Raw genomic sequence first — 17,983 nt, 5'->3', positions numbered from 1 at the left:
ACTGTATGTTGAGATGGCTTTAACAGTCCAACAAATAGCTCAAATCAATGCCGAAGACTATTACAAGTTTGAAGCATATATATCTCCTGAAAACTTTAATCTTGTAAGGACAGCACTCAAAAATTGTACGGTCGTTAATGTCGAGCGTTTTCCGTTTGAATACAATATCACAGATCGTTTGAGTCGCCAAAAAAAGGGTTTCTACGTTTTTGTTATAGAAGACATGGATATGAGTCCTTTGAGCTTCTGCTATTTGTTATACATCGGTAAAGTAACAAAATCAGATAACTTTAAAAATAGATTCTATGGTTATAGAAATTCTATTGGAAAAGCTGAAGCAGTAAAGAACGTACTGATGCTTACAAATTTATGGCCTGATAATACATTTGTTTATTTTTTCGAAGTTTCTCAAGATCATGAGATTGATGAGATTGAAAAAGTAATGGTATACAAGCTTCGACCACCTTTCAACGAACAGTACTTTACTGAGAAGACTGTTTCAAGTACCGATTTGTATAAATTGGCTAAAGCACAAATGAATAATGAATAAACTTAAGCTGCCTTCTATAAAAGGGAAGATTGGTGATTGGGTATTTTTCAATGCAACGATGAAAGTTAAAGACGTTGCTAACAAGAATAGAATAGCTACTGTAGCTGAGGTCGCAGAGTTATACCCTAAAAATATCAGTGATGTTCTTCAAAGAGAGTTAGATAGTAAACGGATTAGCAAAATTTCTGAGTATTTGAGGAGTCAGAAAGATAGATTTCTTAGTACTATGATTGTTGCTATTTACAAAGGTTCTCCTGAATGGTCAGAAATTAGGATAGAGAATAGCTTTACAATTAATGACGAGCAGTTGTCAGCTGATGAAAGCCTGTATCTAGATGGTCGCTTGGGAATATTATCTTTACAAGGGGATGAAAGCGTTTTTGTTCTTGACGGTCAACATAGGCTTAAAGGAATAAGAGAAGCTTATTCCTTGTCTCCCGAAGTCATAGGTAATGATGATATCTCATTAACCTTTATTGTGCACGATTCTACTTTGAAGGAGCGGACTCGTAGACTTTTTACGGTCTTGAACCGATACGCAGAAAAACCAAAGAAGGCCGAATTAATAATAATGGAGGAGGATGATGCGGCTGCAATTATAACACGACGTTTAGTGCTTGAATATAATTTATTTCAAACAGCTAGCGCGTTGTCTAAGACTCGTGAGTTTGCCATGCCTTCTTCTGATCAAAGTAGCTTTACTACATTAGTTTGCTTGTACGAAATAACCAGAGTGTTGATCAATTACAATAATATATATCCAAAGAAAAAGCCGATTTATCGTCTAAAGAATGATGAAATGGATGAGCTTTATAGTGAAAGAGTATTGCCATTTTGGAATTTTTTCTTTGATAGTTTTCCGGAAATAGAAAAATATATAGAAGGAAAAAAACAAAATGGGATTGATAGAAATAAAAAGGATGGTGGGTATCTTTTGCTACGTCCAGAAGCACAATTGCTATTATCTGAAGTTTACAAGCATTTTCTAGAGAAAGGTCAGTCTAGTTTCGAAACTTTTAAAAGCAAGCTATTAAAGATTGAATTTAATCTTAACAAAGATACTTGGAAGTACATATTTTGGACTGGAAGTAAAATGAATACAGGTTCAAAAAAGTTAAAAAGAGAAGTTTTCATGTATCTCCTTGGTGAGAAGGTTGACGTAGCACGAATGAATGAAAATCTAATAAAGCTATATAAGGACTACGGAAGTGAATATACAGGACATTTGGAACCAATTAAGTTTGATTGAGAGTTGTGATGCCTAGCTCTAGTCACGTCAGTTGCACAAAGTAGGCATGGTTTTCTTTATCTTGCTGACAGTAAATCCAACGACACGATGAACGCAGTACCCAATTTAGAGCAACTAATTGCAGAGGGTATCAAAGGGCTGACCCAGCAATACCTTCGTAAAATGGCCGATTTTGTGCTGTTTCTTCGCCGTCGAGTGGTAGAGTAGCAACCTTATGACGTAGATAGCATCCGGCAGGAGTTGAGTTTGCTGAACGCTCGCGAACAGCAACACCTTGAAGACGAGTTTGCAGACTTTTACCAGCAATACCCCAAAGAATGAGTCAGTACGTCACCGACACAATGACCATCGTATTGTATCTGAGTAAGCGAAAGCTGCCTTTGCGAGTTAAGCAGCTTTTCCAATCTGCCGACCTTTGTCTTTCGTCGATAACGATTCCAGCTTTTGTTGCTGTTGAGATAAGCTTTCTGTCGGCAAAAGGGCGCATCGACATGTCTCTGACCGATTTACAGCAACACATCGATAAATACCCCTCGTACCGGTTTGAGCCACTCACGATGTCAGTTATCGAAGCAAGCTTTCCGATAACTGACATCCCAGAATTACACGACCGGCTTGTTGCGGCCACTGGCAGGTTACTTAGTGTTCCTGTTATTACCAACGATCCCGATATTACAGCCTCTGCTTTCGTGGATGCTGTTTGGTAGACATTCTTAGGGAGAGAAAACTTAATTAATCGCCAGCTCTACGTACTCCTGATGAAGTTGCGAGATTGGGAAAAATCAGGTCCCAGTCTTTGCCCCATATAATGTTACCCCGTTCCAAGTGGAAGCGTTTAAAATTGGTGATATGCCGGTACTTCTCGTGCTGGGGATGGTTCTGTATACGTCGTGAAAATTTGAACTGTCATGTACAAAAAATGTACACGATTGATTTATCATGTACAAAAAAAGCGCATTTTTGTACATGATAGACTTACGGCTTGACCAGCCTTACAACCAACTCCCACTATTGCCACCCTCGCGTGAGCAGATAGAGAGTTTGCCTATTCTTCGGCAGGAAAGCCGGGCCATTCGGGCGTTGGCCGAACTAAAAGGGTTGACGCGTCTGCTACCTAATCAAGCTATATTGGTTGATGCATTGGTGCTTAAAGAAGCCAAAGCCAGTTCGGAAATTGAAAATATCATCACGACCAGCGACCGATTGTATCAGGCCTTAACAACCAAAGGGCGGCTGGTGGATAACGCTACTAAAGAAGTGCTGCGCTATCGTCAGGCCCTGTATACCGGGTTTCGCTTTGTTCGTGAACGCGGTTTTCTGACTACTAATGCAGTTATAGCTATCCAGCAGGAATTGGAAGCCAATCAGGCGGGTATTCGACGGTTGCCTGGTACGGCGCTACGTAATGACCGCACTAACGAAGTGATCTACACACCCCCCGATGACCCAGACGTACTTCAGACATTGATGCGTAACCTGGAGCTATATCTGAATTCGGATGAAGAAGATGACGTTTCTCCTCTAATCAAATTAGCGATTCAGCATTACCAGTTCGAGAGCATTCATCCATTCTATGACGGCAACGGCCGCACGGGACGTATCATCAACGTATTGTATTTGATTTTACAGGACCTGTTGACCGAACCGATTCTTTATCTAAGTGGCTACATCATTAGCCATAAGGCTGACTACTACCGGCTGTTACAGGAAGTACGTACGCATCAGAATTGGACGGATTGGATCTTGTTTGTGTTGCGGGCAGTCGAAGAAACCGCTCAACAAACAATAGAACAGATTCTGAGCATCCAGGCGCTCTTTGACCGGACAGCTGAAGAGATACGACGCGAGGCTCCTAATGTATATAGCAAAGAACTAGTTGAGGTACTGTTTCTATATCCCTATAGCAAGATTGAATACGTTGTTGAACGGTTAGCGGTTGACCGGCGAACAGCCTCCAAATACCTGCGTACGGTCGAAAGGCTTGGTTTGTTACGCTCCGAACAGAAGTGGAAGGAAACGTTGTTTATTAACACCCGTTTGTTCGACCTGTTAAGGGAATAGTTAACCATTATAGCTAAACCAACGCCCTAAGTTCTTCCACGATCCCCTTTACCGAATTCACCGTAGCTATTACGTCGGCTTCCGTACTGAATCGCCCTAAGCTAAATCGCAGACAGGAAAAGGCATCCTGTTCGCTTAGACCCATCGCCAGCAATACGTGCGAGGGATCGATGCTGGCGGCTGTGCAGGCCGAGCCGTTCGAGACGGCGATGCCTTCCAGTCCCATAATCAGCGCGTCGCTGTCACAGTTTTCAAACAGGACGTTAGTGGTATTGTAAAGCCGATGATCTCGGTTGCCGTTGACCGACGTACCCGGAATTTGTAGTAGATCGCTTTCGAGCTGGTCCCGTAGAGACGCGACATCTTGCAACTCTTTTACGGCAGTCACGGGCGCCAGTTCGGCCGCTTTACCCATGCCTACAATGCCCGGTACATTCAGTGTGCCACTGCGCAGGCCGCGTTCGTGACCACCGCCATGCAACACGGCTTCCAGCTTTACTTTTCGCACCGACGTACCGGCGAGGCTGTGCTGGCGGACGTACAGACCGCCTATACCCTTTGGACCATAAAATTTGTGGGCTGAGAACGTCAGCAGATCGATGCCAGCCGCGTCTACGTCGATGGGTAGTTTACCCACGGCCTGCGTCGCATCGGTCATAAACAGGGCACCGGCTTCGTGGGCGAGCTGAGCAATGGCGCGGATCGGCTGAACAACACCCGTTTCATTGTTTGCCCACATCACCGATACCAGCAGTGTGTCGGGGCGGAGGGCGGCTTTGACAACGTCCAGATTCAGCAATCCATCGGGCTGAACGGGCAGGTACGTTACGTCGAACCCACGCTTTTCCAGATACCCGCACACGTCCAGTACGGCTTTGTGCTCGGTTTGCACCGTGACAATGTGTTTTTTCGTCTGTCCGTATGTCTCTGCTACTCCCTTGATCGCCAGGTTGATTGCTTCCGTTGCGCCAGAAGTAAAGATCAGTTCGTGCGGGTCGCAATGGAGCAGGTTGGCGAGTTGTTGCCGGGCCGTTTTGACGGCTTCACTAGCGCCCACACCGAAGGGGTGCGTACTGGCGGCATTGGCGAAGTTGTCGGTCAGAAACGGCATCATCGCGTCCAGCACGCGGGGGTCAATTCGAGTCGTGGCGTTATTGTCGAGGTAAATCATTGAGTGAAGATAGATAGAAAACAGCCAGTCCGGGCTGTTGCTTACAGGAACAAATAACAACGCTCCGCTATGAAAACGATTCAATTCACCGTCGACTTCAAATCATTTTGCTTCGGCGCTTTGACGCTATCCGCCCTGCTGCTGATGGCCAACAGACCCGATCATGATTCGGCACAGCCCAACCAATCGGGCTGGCCAAACCAGCGCTATCAGGCCATTACCGGTAAAGACACCCGCACCATCATTAATAGATACCCAGACCGGCCGCTTTCTGGTCGAATGGCCGGCCCTGGGCGTGCCCACCTGGGCAGCAATGGACTTTGAGGAGCAGTATCGCAAAAAGTAGGCTATCAGGCGGGCGCATTAGGCCGGCTCGTCCAGGGCTCGGATAACGGCATCGGTGGTGGCCAGTTCGCCAATACGCGGGAAAATGTGGGCCAGACTGTTGTCGTGGGCGGCCCCAACCGAATCGGTCATGGCATCGGTGACGAAGGTCAGGTTATAGCCGCGCTCGTTGGCCGATCGGGCCGTGCCTTCGACGCCGATGCTGGTGGAGACGCCGGCCAGCACAATACCCGTAACGCCGAGGCTCTGCAGCTGCTCGTGGAGGGGCGTGTTGTAAAAGGCGTTCCAGGTTTCTTTGGTAATCTGCAGGTCGCCGGGCTGCGGTTTCACCGGGTCGGCCATGTCGAAAAAGCCGTCGCGCATCATCTGGGCCTGGGCCTGTTGCTGACCGGCGGCATCCTTCGGAAACCGGCTCTGCTCGGCCCGTACTACGGAGGCCGGTGCGCCGATGGGCTCGACGTGGACCACCACGACGGGGAGTTGCCGGGCCCGGAAAGCCGACTGCAGCCGGGCCGCATTGGCCAGTACGGCATCGATGGGGTGGGCCGTCGGCTGGCTGATAATACCATTCTGCAGATCAATCAGTACCAGAGCGGTGGCTGGGTCGAGGGTAGTAAGCATAGTTGTCAACGGATTGGTTACTGTAGTTAACACGCGCCGGGGGGGCGCGGTTAATCCCGTTCGCTGTCCAGTGCCCGAACAACCCGGCATACGGGTGGGTTATGCCAACAGGTTTTAACTCCCGCATACCCTGTGATTCAATCGCTCCCGGCTTCTCCGTCGACGGTGCCCAACAAATGGCTGGTGCTGGCCACGCTGGCATTCGGCACCTTTATGGCTACCCTCGACAGCAGCATTGTCAATATTGCGCTGCCCACCATCCGGCGCGAACTCAACGCCGGCGACAGCGTGGAGTGGGTGGTGCTGAGCTACCTGCTCACCACCACCAGTACGCTCCTGATTATGGGCAAACTATCGGACTGGCTGGGCCGGCGCCCCATGTATATTACGGGCTTTGCCGTGTTTGTGCTGGGCTCGCTATTATGCGGCCTGTCGTGGAGCAGCCTGTCACTGATCGTATTCCGGGTGGTGCAGGGGCTGGGGGCGTCCATGATTTTTGCCATTGGGCCGGCCATTATTTCGGATACGTTCTCGCCCAGCGAGCGGGGACAGGCGCTGGGACTGATGGGCGCTATCGTGGCCGCCGGCTCCAGCACCGGTCCCGTCGTGGGCGGGTTGCTGCTGGGTAAGTTTGGCTGGTCGAGCATTTTTTTTGTCAACGTACCCATCGGCCTGATTGCCATCTGGCGGGCGTGGGTGGTGTTGCCCACGAGCCCTACGCTGCCTAAACAGCGGTTCGATCTGGTAGGGGCGGGGCTGTTTCTGCTGGGCGTCATTGCCTTCCTGACCGGCCTCGATTTCGGGCCCGAGCCCGACTATGGCTGGTCGAATCCGCTGGTCATCGGGCTGCTCAGTGTCGGGGCTGTGCTGCTGGGCGGGTTTTTCTGGTGGGAGTCGCGTACGCCGGCCCCCATGCTCAAACTGAGTCTGTTCAGGGTACGGCCCTACACCTCGGCCATCCTGGCAGCCTGGCTGGGGTTTGTGGCCTCAGGCGGCAACCTGTTTATCATTCCGTTCTTTCTGCAGCAGATGCTGGGCTTTACGCCCCAGAAAGCGGGGCTGGTGCTGCTGGCCGGCCCGCTCACGCTGAGTGTGGTGGCGCCCATTGGCGGCTACCTCTCGAGTCGGGTCAGTACGCGCTGGCTGGCCAGTGCGGGGCTGCTGCTGACGGCTGCCGGCTATTTCTCGTTTTCGTTTCTGCAGGCCGACTGGGTGTGGCAGGATGTGGTCTGGCGCAGTTCGCTGGTCAGTTTCGGCTTTGCCCTGTTTCAGTCGCCCAACAGCAGCAGTGCGCTCAACGCGGCACCCCTCTCGGAGCGGGGGGTGGGCAGCAGCATCATCGCCTTTATGCGCAACATGGGGCTGGTGGTAGGCATCGCGGTGGCCGCTGCCGTCTGGTACAGTACCCGCAACTACGTAGCCGTGCAACAGCACATACAGCCGCAGGATACGGTGGCGCAGCTGACGGGCATGCGGTACGTGTACCTGATGATGACCGGTCTTGTACTGGCGGCCATGGCTATTTCGCTGAGCCGGGGTGCGGCCACGCCCGACACCCTCTCACCGACCATCGCTGAGCAGGGGGCGGCCCCCATGGTGTCGTAACTGGATAGGTAAAATTCGGCTCTGCCTGCATTTTGGGAGCTGTTGCGTACCAACACAGGGCGCAACCGCACCATGAAGCGAATCGATTCGATTGATGCGGTCAGGGGGCTGGTGATGGTGATTATGGCGCTCGATCATGTCCGCGACCTGCTCCACCTGCCCGCCCTGACGCAGGACCCCACCGATCTGACCACAACGACGCCCGGGCTGTTTCTGACCCGCTGGATTACGCACCTGTGCGCCCCCACCTTTGTGTTTCTGTCGGGCACGTCGGCCTGGCTGTCGCTGCGCCGGCGAACACCTGCTGAGGCCCGGACGTGGCTGGCCAAACGGGGGCTGGTGCTCATTGGCCTCGAACTGACGCTCATCAACTTCGCGTTCTGGACCGATTTCGGCTATCATTCGCTGATGCTGCAGGTTATTTTTGCCATCGGTGCGGGCCTGCTGTTGCTGGCGCTGCTGATTCGCTGGCCGATCCGTTGGCTGCTCGGTCTGGGACTCGGTATTATTATGCTGCACGATTTGCTCCTGCTGGTGCCGGCCTTCACGAACCCGGCGGCCCGGCTGGGGTGGTCACTGCTGTTTCGCACCGAGCTGTTTCCGGTAAGCCCCGCCTTTATGCTGCTGGTGGCCTATCCGATCGTGCCGTGGTTTGGCCTGATGCTGACGGGCTTTGCGGCTGGGCCCGTTTTTGCCCGGCCCGCTACCGATCGGCAGCGCGCGTTGTGGCAACTGGGCCTGCTGTCGCTCGCCTTGTTTCTGGTGTTGCGCGTTATCAACCTGTACGGAGACAGTCGCCCCTGGGCCGTGCAGGCCACGCCAGTCAACACGCTGCTTTCGTTTCTAAACGTGAGCAAATACCCCCCGTCGCTGCAGTACGATGCCCTGATGCTGGGGTTACTGTTTCTGCTGCTAGCCCTGGCCGATGGGGCCGATAACCGCCTGACGCGGCTGCTGCGCGTATATGGCGCGGTACCGCTGTTCTACTACCTGCTGCACTGGTATCTGGTCAAAGGCGCCATGATTGGCATGATGCTCGTGCAGGGCTACGGTTTCTCCGACCTGGTTATTGGCCCCCTCAGTTTCGGCCGACCGCCGGGAGCCGGAGTGTCGCTGCCGGTCGTGTACCTGGTCTGGCTCGGTATCGTCGCGCTACTGTACCCGCTCTGTCGCTGGTACGGGCGTTACAAGGCTGCCCATCCCCGGCAGTGGCTGACCCGCTATATCTGACCACCAAAAACGACAAAAAAAGGGATTGGCCCAGGGGCGATGCACCGTGCATTGCCCCTGGGCCAACCCCTTTTAATAACAAGTGTGGTTATTTACCCCCGCCCATTTTGCCGGGCTGCGTGGTCGCTTTGGTCGCGGTCGACGGGTTTTTTACGTATTTGTCGAGCCAGCCGTTCATCTCCCACAGCATGTGCAGCAGCGATTCTTTGGCCGTATAGCCGTGGCTCTCGTAGGGGAGAAAGACCAGTTTGGTGGTGGCTCCGAAGCCTTTCAGGGCATTGTAATACCGCTCCGACTGGATCGGGAACGTACCCGTGTTGTTGTCGGCCTCGCCGTGTACCAGCAGCAGGGGCGACTTCATCTTATCGGCGTTCATGAAGGGCGACATGGTGTTGTAGACCTCAGGCGCCTGCCAGTACGTACGCTGTTCGTTCTGGAAACCAAAAGGCGTCAGGGTACGGTTGTAGGCACCGCTGCGGGCAATGCCACCTTTGAACAGTCGGCTGTGGGTGAGCAGGTTGGCCGTCATGAACGCGCCGTAGGAGTGTCCTCCGACACCCACCCGGCTCGAATCGACCACGCCCAGCCGAACTCCCTCGTCGATGGCCGCTTTGGCGCTGGCCACCAGCTGTTGTACGTAGGTGTCGTTCGGCTCCTTGTCGCCTTCGCCCACGATGGGGATGCTGGCATTATCCAGAATGGCGTAGCCCATGGTAACGAAGGCAGCCGCGCCCCAGTAGCTGATGCGGTTGAACTGGTAGGGTGAGCCCGATACCTGACCGGCGGCATCTTTACTCTTGAACTCAGCCGGATAGGCCCACAGAAAGGTAGGCAGTGGCCCCTGCTCTTTCTTGTAGCCGGCGGGCAGGTAAAGCGTTGCCGTCAGGTCGACCCCGTCGTTGCGTTTGTAGCGCAGTTGCTGCTTCTGCACCCCTTTCAGCTGCGGATACGGATGCGGGAAGCTCGTTACCTGTACCGGCGCGATGCGGGCTTTCAGGTTGCGGACGAAATAGTTGGGGTTTTCGTCGGGCGTTTCGCGGGTGGTCAGTATTACCCGGCGGGCGGCATCCAGAATGGCCACAGGGCGCTCGAAATAAGGTGCCTGCGACCGCCACAGTTCGGTGGTTTTTTTGGTCGTCAGGTTGAGCAGGCTCACGAAGGGCCGGTCGCCCTCGGGCGATGAACCCTGCCCGTTCAGCATCAGAATTTCGTTGTTGGGCAGCAGGTTCAGCACCTCGCGGCCGTACTGGTTCCGGCGCATGTCGGGCTGACCGGGGTTGGTGTAGCGGTCTTCGTACGACCGGTCGAACAGCACCGCAGCCTGCCAGGTCGACGGATCGACGGTCTTGGTCAGGCTCTTGCGGCTCTGCCACCAGCGCTCGGTGGCCAGGGCCATTTTATCCGTGCCCCAGTCGAAGTTTTCGAAGCGGTAGGCGGCTGCGTAGATTTCTTTGGGCTGCCCGCTGAAGGGAGCGTCGAGCAGGTACACCTTGTCGCGGATATCGGCTTTCACCTTGGGGTCGCCGTTATCCTGAGCAACGGTATAATAAACCGACGCCGGCGCATCGGCCCGCCAGGTGTATTCACGCGGACCCGTCGGGGCGCCATCGGGGCTGTAGGCCACGTTATCCTGCAGCGGACCATCGTTCAGCGTCTTGACCAGCTTGCCATCCATACCGTATACATCGGTGCGCATCGGGAACCGGTTGACGGGGACGAGGTACGAAAAGGGCGTATGCGCGGTCTGGATTAGGGCGTAGCGGCCATCGGGCGAGGGATCGGCCGTGGTGATGATACCCGGCTGGCCAATGGCTGTCGACTGGCCGTCGAGAGTCAGCCGAACTACCTGCGCGGTGGCGTAGTAGCTGAACTGCCGCTCGTCGGAGGGATTTTTCAGCAGATCCTGGTAGGTGGGGGCCTGCGACCTGCGGCCCAGGTTTTCCTGCGTGGTAGGGCCCGACGGCACCCGGCTTACCTCCGGAGCGGGACCGCGACCCGTCGGTACGGTCTTGACCAGCAGACTGTTGTTGTCGGAAAGCCAGTGGTAGGGCGTACCCAGCACCCCATTGAGCGTTACCGTGCCGACCCGGCGGGCAGCCGCCGTCGCCACGTCGATTACGTACAGGTCGAGTTCCGCATCGGTCGTGTGGGCCACGGCGATCTTCGTTTCGTTGGGCGACCACTGTACGAAGCTCAGCTGGGGGCTGGCCGGCAGGCCCGTCACCGCTACTTCGCTGCCGGCGGGCAGCCGTTTCAGCTTGAGTCCCGTGATGTAGCGGGCGCGGCTGGGGCCGTTAGTGGCCGGGTTGAGCCGCAAACCGGCCAGTTTCAGCTCGGGCTGGGCCAGTTCGGCAATCGACGGTGCCGACGCCTGTTCCATAATCAGCATCATGTCGCCTTTGCTGCTGACACTGACGCCGGGCGTAGGGGGTGCCGTGACCAGATCGGCCAGGGCCTTGGGCGGGGTCTGGTAGCTGGTAGCATCCTGTGCCCGAACGAGCACTGTCGATGTCAGGACCAGCATCCCCGTGATAACATGTGTTAAGGAGCGGTTGAAGACCATACGTATAGTCAGGTTAGTATCTTGGCTAAAGATACTGTTCCCGGGTCTTGAATTAAAAACACTCGTCGAAATCTCTCGGTTAGGCTAGTTAACCCCCGGCATAGTATCTTGTCGGGGCGTTGGGTTAACGCACCTATTACACAGTTAGAATCAGTCATGGAATCGGCGACCAATTCGATCGAAGCCCAGCTTTTTTATAATCTTCCCGATGCCGCTGTCTGGTTCAGCCCGTACCATACGGACGCTGGTACGCTGACGGGTTTTCGGGCCGATCGGATCAACACCGCAGCGGTTCGGCAGGCCGGTTCGTTCTTCGATCGACATCCCCTCCTAACGGCCGACGGGGCGCCTACGCTCTATGCCGATCTGACAAAATGTTTCCAGACCGGGCAGCCGCAAACGGTCGTGCGGGCCGAGGCTCCTTTCGGTCGGCCCATGCACCTGCGGTATAGCCGGGTCGGCGATGGGGTGCTGCTGCTTGCCCAGCCTCCGGCCGAACCCGTATCGACTACCCGTCTGCAGCGTGACCTTGATGCCATTATGGCCCAGGCTCAGACGGGTATCCTCCTGCTGTCGCCCGTTCACGATGCCACTGGTCGGCTGGTCGACTTTCGCTTCGAGCTGGCGAACCACACCCTGGCGAGACTGAGTGGGCAGGACAGCCCCGAGCTGCTGGTCGGATCACCCGTGTCGGTCTGGTTTCCGGGCTATCGGGAGACCGACGTATTTGTCAATTTCCGGCAGGCTCATGAAACCGGGCTGCCACGGCAGTTCGAGCTGCACTACGATACCGACGGCCTGGATCGCTGGTTCGACGTGGTGGCAACGCCACTGGAAGGCGATCTGCTGGTCAGTTTCACCGATTTTACATCGCTTAAACAGTCGCAGGAAACCGTTCAGCAGCAGGCCAGTCTGCTGCATAGTGTGCTCAACAGTTCGCTTAACGGCATTATGGCCTTTCGCGCCATCCGCAACGCGGCCGGTGCTATCGTCGACTTTACCCTGCTGTCGGTCAATCAGGCAGCCTGTGGGCTAACGGGTCGTTCGGAAACCGAACTGCTGCGTGATTCACTGCTGACAACCTTTCCGGGCAATCGGGAAGCCGGGCTGTTTACAATGTACTGCGCCGTTACCGAAACGGGCACCCCCGCCCGCACGGAGGCTAACTACCAGCACGACGGCCTCGACATGTGGATCGATATATCGGCCCAGCAGCTCGACGATGGGTTTGTCGTTACGTTCAGCGATATCTCCGTGAGCAAACAGGCACAGCTGCGGGCCGAACAGCAGTCGGGCCTGATTCGGACCATGCTCGACGGGTCGCTCAACGGCATTCTGCTGCTCGACCCACTTTTTGACGCGGAGGGTAATCTGACCGACTTTCGCATACTGGCAGCCAACCGGGCTGTGTACGAACTAACTGGGGCCGACCCCGTGGCGGCCGTTGGCAATACCATGCTGGCGGTTTATCCATCCTACAAGGAGAACGGCTTCTTCGCGCTCTACGCCGACACCTATGCGACCGGCGAGATGCGGCAGAGGGAAATTTACTACCACGATGAGCAGCTGGAAGGGTGGTTTGTGGTATCGGCGGCCCGGCAGGACAACGGGCTGGTGCTGACGTTTACCAATACCACCGAGATCCGGCAGCAGCAGCGGGCACTCGAACAGGCCGCCGTTGAGTTGCAGACCATCATCGATACGACCCAGACGGGTATCTACCTGTTCAGTGCCGTGACCGATCAGGCGGGCGAGGTGGTCGATTTTCGGTTCAAACGCGTCAACCGGTACCTGGCCCGGCTGGTTGGTCAGGAGCCGCCGACGCTGGCCGGGGCGCTGGGCAGCGCGTGGTTTCCCGAGTATAAAACCAACGGGCTGTTCGATGCTTATCTGAAAACCTACCGGACGGGTGCCGATCAGCGGTTCGATTTCCAGTACCACCTGACCAACGGGCAAAGTGTCTGGATGGATATCAAGATTACCCGCATGGGCACCGATGTGCTGGTCACGTTCAGCAACTTCACCAAGCTCAAAAAGCTGCAGCAGCAGCTCGAACTGACGATCGATGACCTAAAACGGTCCAATGCCAATCTGGAGCAGTTTGCCTACGTGGCGTCGCACGATATGCAGGAACCGCTTCGTAAGATTCAGACCTTCGGCGACGTGCTGCAGACCCAGTACAGCGCCGTGCTCAATGGGGCCGGCGTAACCATGCTCGACCGGATTCAGCAGGCGGCCAACCGCATGCAGTCGCTGATTCAGGACGTGCTGGCGTATTCGCGGCTGAGCAGCGTGCGGGAGCAGTTCAGGCCCGTTGATCTGGCGCAGCTGGTCGCCGATGTACTGGTCGATCTGGAGCTGAGCACGGCAGAAAAAGGCGTAGTGGTCGACCAGCAGGCGCTGCCGGTGGTGCCGGGCGACCGGGTTCAGCTGCAGCAGCTGTTCCTGAACCTGATCTCCAACGCCATCAAGTTTGCGCGGGTGGGCGACCCCGGGCATACCCCCCGTATCCGCATCAGTGCCCGGGCCCTGAAAGGCTGCGAAACCGATTTCGAGCTGCTGTCGGAAGAGCGCGAGAAGGCCTTCTGGCTACTGGCCGTCAGCGACAACGGCATCGGTTTTGAACCGCGGTATGCCGAGCAGATTTTTCGGGTGTTTCAGCGGCTCCATACCCGCAACGAGTATGCCGGTACGGGTGTCGGGCTGGCCATTGTGCAGCGGGTGGTCGAGAACCACCGGGGCTACGTTCGGGCCGAAGGGCAACCCGGCCAGGGGGCCACGTTCTGGCTGCTGCTGCCGGCCTAGCCGTGCTTCGGCTGGACCATTCAGGCCTTTAGCAGGCCACTGACGAACCGGCGTACCTCATTTTCGGCGCCTATTTCGTTACTTTGGCGACTGAATCAACCGGAACCATTCACATGCGACTTTTTTTGTTAACCATCAGCGCGCTGGTGCTGGTAGCCTGCAAACTCGAAATACCGAGTGTAGACTACGCCCAGTTTGCCGACCCCACCGCGACGCCGATTACACCGGGGCAAATCGATGAAGCGTCGGGTATTGCCGATAGCCGTACCATGCCCGGCAACCTGTGGGTTGAAGAAGACGGGGGGAATGCGGCCCAGATGACCCTGCTGGGCTACGATGGCGTAGTGAAAGGTACCATTGCCCTGCCGGTGCCCAACCGCGACTGGGAAGACATGGGCTATGGCCCCGGCCCAAACGCGGGTCTCAACTACATCTACATGGGCGACATCGGCGACAACAATGCACAGTATCCCATTTGCCAGATCTACCGGTTTCCGGAGCCGGCCAGCCTGCAGACCCCAATCACGCAGGTCGAGCGTATCAACTTCCGCTACCCCGACGGCCCGCGCGATGCCGAGGCCATGCTGGTCGATCCGGCCACCAAAGACATTTACATTATCTCGAAACGGGAGCCCAACGTACACCTGTATCGCCTGGCCTACCCCCAGAACATAAACGAAGTAACGGTAGCCGAATCGCTGGGCCAACTGCCCATGACGTTTGTGACGGGAGCGGCTATTTCGCCCGACGGCAGCGAACTGATGGTACGCACCTATACCGAAATCCGGTACTGGAAACGCGACGCCGGCCAGTCGATTGCCGATGCCCTGCAGAAAGGCAACAGCCGGCAGCTGCCCTATCGGGTTGAGCCCCAGGGTGAGGCCATCTGTTTTGCCAAAGACAACAAAGGGTACTTCACCCTCAGCGAACGTGCCAGTGCGTCGAGCGTAAACCTGTATTACTACGCCCGCAAGTAAGCGCCGGTTGTGGAACGGGTTCTTCAGAGCCAGTCCCACAACCCCGCTGTCCTGTCCCTCAATCCGCAGCGGTCAGGGCATCGATCATCTGTGGCGACCCAACGTAGAGTGCTGAGCGCTGGTGCAGTTCACCGGGCTTTACATCGAGCAGCCGCTGCTGCCCATCGGTGGCCGTGCCGCCCGCCTGCTCGGCAATAAATGCGATCGGATAGCACTCGTACAGCAGCCGCAGCTTGCCATTGGGCGTTTTAGGCGTGGGCGGGTACAGATACAGGCCGCCCTTGATCAGATTCCGGTGAAAATCAGCTACAAGCGAGCCGATGTAGCGCCCTGTCAGGCGCTGCGCCCGGCACTGCTGCAGGTATCGCTGCACCGAAGCCGGATAATCGGCTACGTTGCCTTCGTTGCACGAAAAAATCTGACCGTCGGCCGGTTGCTGCATGTCGGGATGGGAGAGGATGTACTCGCCCAGCGACATATCGTAGGTGAACCCGCTCACGCCCTGACCGGTCGTGAACACCAGAATGGTTGAGGAGCCGTAGAGCACATACCCCGCGGCTACCTGCTTGTCACCCCCCTGCATAAAGTCGGCCTCGGTAGCCGGTGTGCCCACGGGCGTGACCCGCCGGTACACCGAAAAAATAGTCCCGATCGATACGTTGACATCGATGTTCGACGACCCGTCGAGGGGGTCGATAGCTACCACATACCTGGCGTTACTGTTGCCGGTATGGATAATGTGGTCGTCTTCTTCGGAGATGATGGCGCACACTTCACCCCCGTTTTTAAGCGCCCGGATAAACCGAATGTTGGCCACGACATCAAGTTTCTGCTGGGTTTCGCCCTGAATATTTCCCGACCCGGCCGACCCTGTGATCTCGACCAGGCCCGCGCGGCTGATTTCGCGGTTGATGATCTTGCTGGCCAGTGCCATGTCGCGCAGCAGTTGCGAGAGTTCGCCGGTAGCGTAGGGAAAAGCCGTTTGCCGGCGCATGATAAACCGGTCGAGGGTGGTGCCGATTGGCGAGGCCAGTCGGTCGGTGTCGGCCAGCGAAGGCTGGGCAGGTTGCATAGAGGCTGTCATCATTCCCGTAAGGTAGTTGGCCGATAAAGTCAGCAGTGCGCGTCGATTAACCGGCGCTGGCTGATAAACAGCTCGTTAAGTTCGTAAGCGGCTTTGTCGTAGGCGGCTCTGTCGGCCCAGGTACCGCGCGGATCGAGCAGTTCGGTCGGTACGCCCGGGCACTGATCGGGCACCGCAATGCCGAATACCGGGTGGGGTTTGAACGTGGCGCCGGCAAATCCGCCGGTGAGGGCTGCCCGAAGCAGTGCCCGGGTGTGGGGCAGTTTGAACCGGTAACCCGTTCCGACGGGGCCACCCGTCCAGCCCGTGTTGACGAGCCACACGCTGGCGCCATGCTCCCGAATGCGGTTGCCCAGCAACCGGGCGTAGGTGGCAGGGGGCAGGGGCATGAAGGCCGCCCCGAAGCAGGCCGAAAACGTGGTCTGCGGCTCGGTTACGCCCATTTCGGTACCGGCCACCTTGGCGGTGTAGCCCAGCAGAAAATAATCCATGGCCTGCTCGGGCGTCAGGCGGGCAATGGGCGGCAGCACCCCGAAGGCATCGCAGGTCAGAAAGAAGATATGCTCGGGATGGCCACCTACCGACGGCAGCACCGCGTTATCGATAAAATCAATCGGGTAGGCCGTGCGGGTATTTTCCGTCAGCGACTTATCGGCGTAATCGACGGTGTGTGTGTTCTGGAAGAATTTTGTGTTTTCGACGATGGCGCCAAACCGGATCGCGTCGTATATCTGGGGTTCGTGCGTCCGGCTCAGGTTGATGACCTTGGCGTAACAGCCCCCTTCGATATTGAAAATGCCGTGGTCGGTCCAGCCGTGTTCATCGTCGCCGATGAGTTCCCGCTCCGGATCGGCCGAGAGGGTGGTTTTGCCCGTGCCCGACAGACCGAAAAATAAGGCTACATCGCCCCGCCGGCCCTGATTGGCCGAGCAGTGCATCGACAGCACCTGCTGCTGGGGCAGCAGAAAATTCAGGGCTGAGAAAACGCCCTTTTTTATTTCGCCGGCGTAGCCCGTGCCGCCGACCAGAAGGACGCGCTTTTTGAGGTTCAGGATGGCAAAGTTGCTTCCCCGCGTACCGTCTTCGGCTGGATTGGCCTGAAACTCCGGAATGGCCAGAATGCTGAAATCGGGCGTGAACCCATCCAACTCATCGTCGGTGGGGCGCAGAAACATATTGGCGCAGAACAGATTCTGCCAGGCCGAGGTGGTCAGGATGCAGAGGTTCAGCTGGTAGCGCGGATCGGCCCCGGCCCGGGCGTACCGGACGTAGGCCGGGCGGTATTCGGCAAAGTGCCGCATTTTCCGGTGCAGCCGGTCGAACTGGGCTTCGTCGAACGGGATATTCACCGAACCCCAGTCGACGGTCGAGTCGGTCAGGCTATCGCGCACAAGGTAGCGGTCTTTGGGCGATCGGCCTGTGTAGCGGCCCGTGGCGCACATGAGCGCTCCCGTGGCGGTAAGTTTCCCTTCCTGGTGGTCGAGCGCGTACTCGATCAGCCGGGCCGGCGACAGTTGGAAACGTAGCTCCTGCACATCGGGGATGGCCAGAAAGCGAAGCGCCTGCTCACCCGGTACGAGGGTAGTGGCATTGACAGTTGGTTCGGCTACCATGCAAATTGGTGAATTGCGGTTGACAAAGCTTTTGATGAGCGAATGTATAAAAGCGAACATCAATAAAAAAGCGAACGTTCGCTTTTTTATTGATGTTCGTAAAAAAACC

At 56.1% G+C, this 17,983-nt stretch carries 14 protein-coding genes; 9 read left to right on the top strand and 5 right to left on the bottom strand.

Annotated features, from left to right (window positions below):
* The first annotated feature begins 13 nt into the window (after positions 1–13).
* The 4 genes from ACYVAC_RS15165 (at position 14) to ACYVAC_RS15150 (ending at position 3,860) form a co-directional block, all read left to right on the top strand.
* The gene (locus tag ACYVAC_RS15165; RefSeq protein ID WP_461098588.1) at positions 14–550 is read left to right on the top strand and encodes a hypothetical protein; all 537 of its coding nucleotides are present in this window, start codon (positions 14–16) and stop codon (positions 548–550) included.
* Positions 543–1,799 (top strand): DGQHR domain-containing protein, encoded by a 1,257-nt coding sequence (locus ACYVAC_RS15160; RefSeq protein ID WP_461098587.1) that lies wholly within the window; start codon positions 543–545, stop codon positions 1,797–1,799. The genes ACYVAC_RS15165 and ACYVAC_RS15160 overlap by 8 nt, the downstream gene beginning before the upstream one ends.
* Positions 1,800–2,116: 317 nt before the next feature.
* Positions 2,117–2,506 carry a hypothetical protein gene (locus ACYVAC_RS15155; protein WP_461098586.1) on the top strand — a complete coding sequence of 130 codons (390 nt, stop codon included), beginning with the start codon at positions 2,117–2,119 and terminating at the stop codon, positions 2,504–2,506.
* A gap of 232 nt (positions 2,507–2,738) precedes the next feature.
* Entirely contained in the window at positions 2,739–3,860 is a 1,122-nt protein-coding gene (locus ACYVAC_RS15150; RefSeq protein WP_461098585.1) for a Fic family protein, read from the top strand.
* Positions 3,861–3,873: 13 nt separating this feature from the next.
* Here ACYVAC_RS15150 and ACYVAC_RS15145 read toward each other — a convergent pair whose 3' ends face one another.
* Positions 3,874–5,031, bottom strand: a complete 1,158-nt coding sequence (locus ACYVAC_RS15145; protein WP_461098584.1) for a cysteine desulfurase family protein — start codon at positions 5,029–5,031, stop codon at positions 3,874–3,876.
* Positions 5,032–5,100: 69 nt separating this feature from the next.
* On the opposite strand from ACYVAC_RS15145, the gene ACYVAC_RS15140 reads away from it, so the two are divergent.
* Positions 5,101–5,355 carry a hypothetical protein gene (locus ACYVAC_RS15140; protein WP_461098583.1) on the top strand — a complete coding sequence of 85 codons (255 nt, stop codon included), beginning with the start codon at positions 5,101–5,103 and terminating at the stop codon, positions 5,353–5,355.
* Between the two features lie 39 nt (positions 5,356–5,394).
* Here the strand turns inward: ACYVAC_RS15140 and ACYVAC_RS15135 are convergent, their stop codons facing one another.
* Complete coding sequence (locus ACYVAC_RS15135; protein ID WP_461098582.1) at positions 5,395–5,997, bottom strand: isochorismatase family protein; 603 nt, start codon at positions 5,995–5,997, stop codon at positions 5,395–5,397.
* A gap of 132 nt (positions 5,998–6,129) precedes the next feature.
* Between ACYVAC_RS15135 and ACYVAC_RS15130 the strand changes: the two genes are divergently transcribed.
* Positions 6,130–7,602, top strand: coding sequence for an MFS transporter (locus tag ACYVAC_RS15130; protein ID WP_461098581.1), 1,473 nt, complete (start codon positions 6,130–6,132; stop codon positions 7,600–7,602).
* A gap of 72 nt (positions 7,603–7,674) precedes the next feature.
* Positions 7,675–8,832, top strand: coding sequence for a DUF1624 domain-containing protein (locus ACYVAC_RS15125; RefSeq protein ID WP_461098580.1), 1,158 nt, complete (start codon positions 7,675–7,677; stop codon positions 8,830–8,832).
* Between the two features lie 88 nt (positions 8,833–8,920).
* Here ACYVAC_RS15125 and ACYVAC_RS15120 read toward each other — a convergent pair whose 3' ends face one another.
* A complete protein-coding gene (locus tag ACYVAC_RS15120; protein ID WP_461098789.1) occupies positions 8,921–11,356 on the bottom strand; it encodes an alpha/beta hydrolase family protein in 2,436 nt (811 codons plus the stop codon).
* A 195-nt stretch (positions 11,357–11,551) separates the two neighbouring features.
* Between ACYVAC_RS15120 and ACYVAC_RS15115 the strand changes: the two genes are divergently transcribed.
* On the top strand, positions 11,552–14,200 hold the full coding sequence (locus ACYVAC_RS15115) for a PAS domain-containing sensor histidine kinase (protein WP_461098579.1): 2,649 nt from the start codon (positions 11,552–11,554) through the stop codon (positions 14,198–14,200).
* Positions 14,201–14,313: 113 nt separating this feature from the next.
* Positions 14,314–15,177: a PE-PGRS family protein gene (locus ACYVAC_RS15110; RefSeq protein ID WP_461098578.1), complete on the top strand. Its 864-nt coding sequence runs from the start codon at positions 14,314–14,316 to the stop codon at positions 15,175–15,177.
* Positions 15,178–15,235: 58 nt separating this feature from the next.
* Here the strand turns inward: ACYVAC_RS15110 and fbp are convergent, their stop codons facing one another.
* A complete protein-coding gene (gene fbp / locus ACYVAC_RS15105; protein WP_461098577.1) occupies positions 15,236–16,264 on the bottom strand; it encodes a class 1 fructose-bisphosphatase in 1,029 nt (342 codons plus the stop codon).
* A gap of 26 nt (positions 16,265–16,290) precedes the next feature.
* A complete protein-coding gene (pckA, locus tag ACYVAC_RS15100) occupies positions 16,291–17,874 on the bottom strand; it encodes a phosphoenolpyruvate carboxykinase (ATP) (RefSeq protein WP_461098788.1) in 1,584 nt (527 codons plus the stop codon).
* Positions 17,875–17,983: the final 109 nt, after the last annotated feature.

This window comes from Spirosoma luteolum (assembly GCF_054778875.1).
This window is presented reverse-complemented; position numbering and strand designations above follow the sequence as displayed.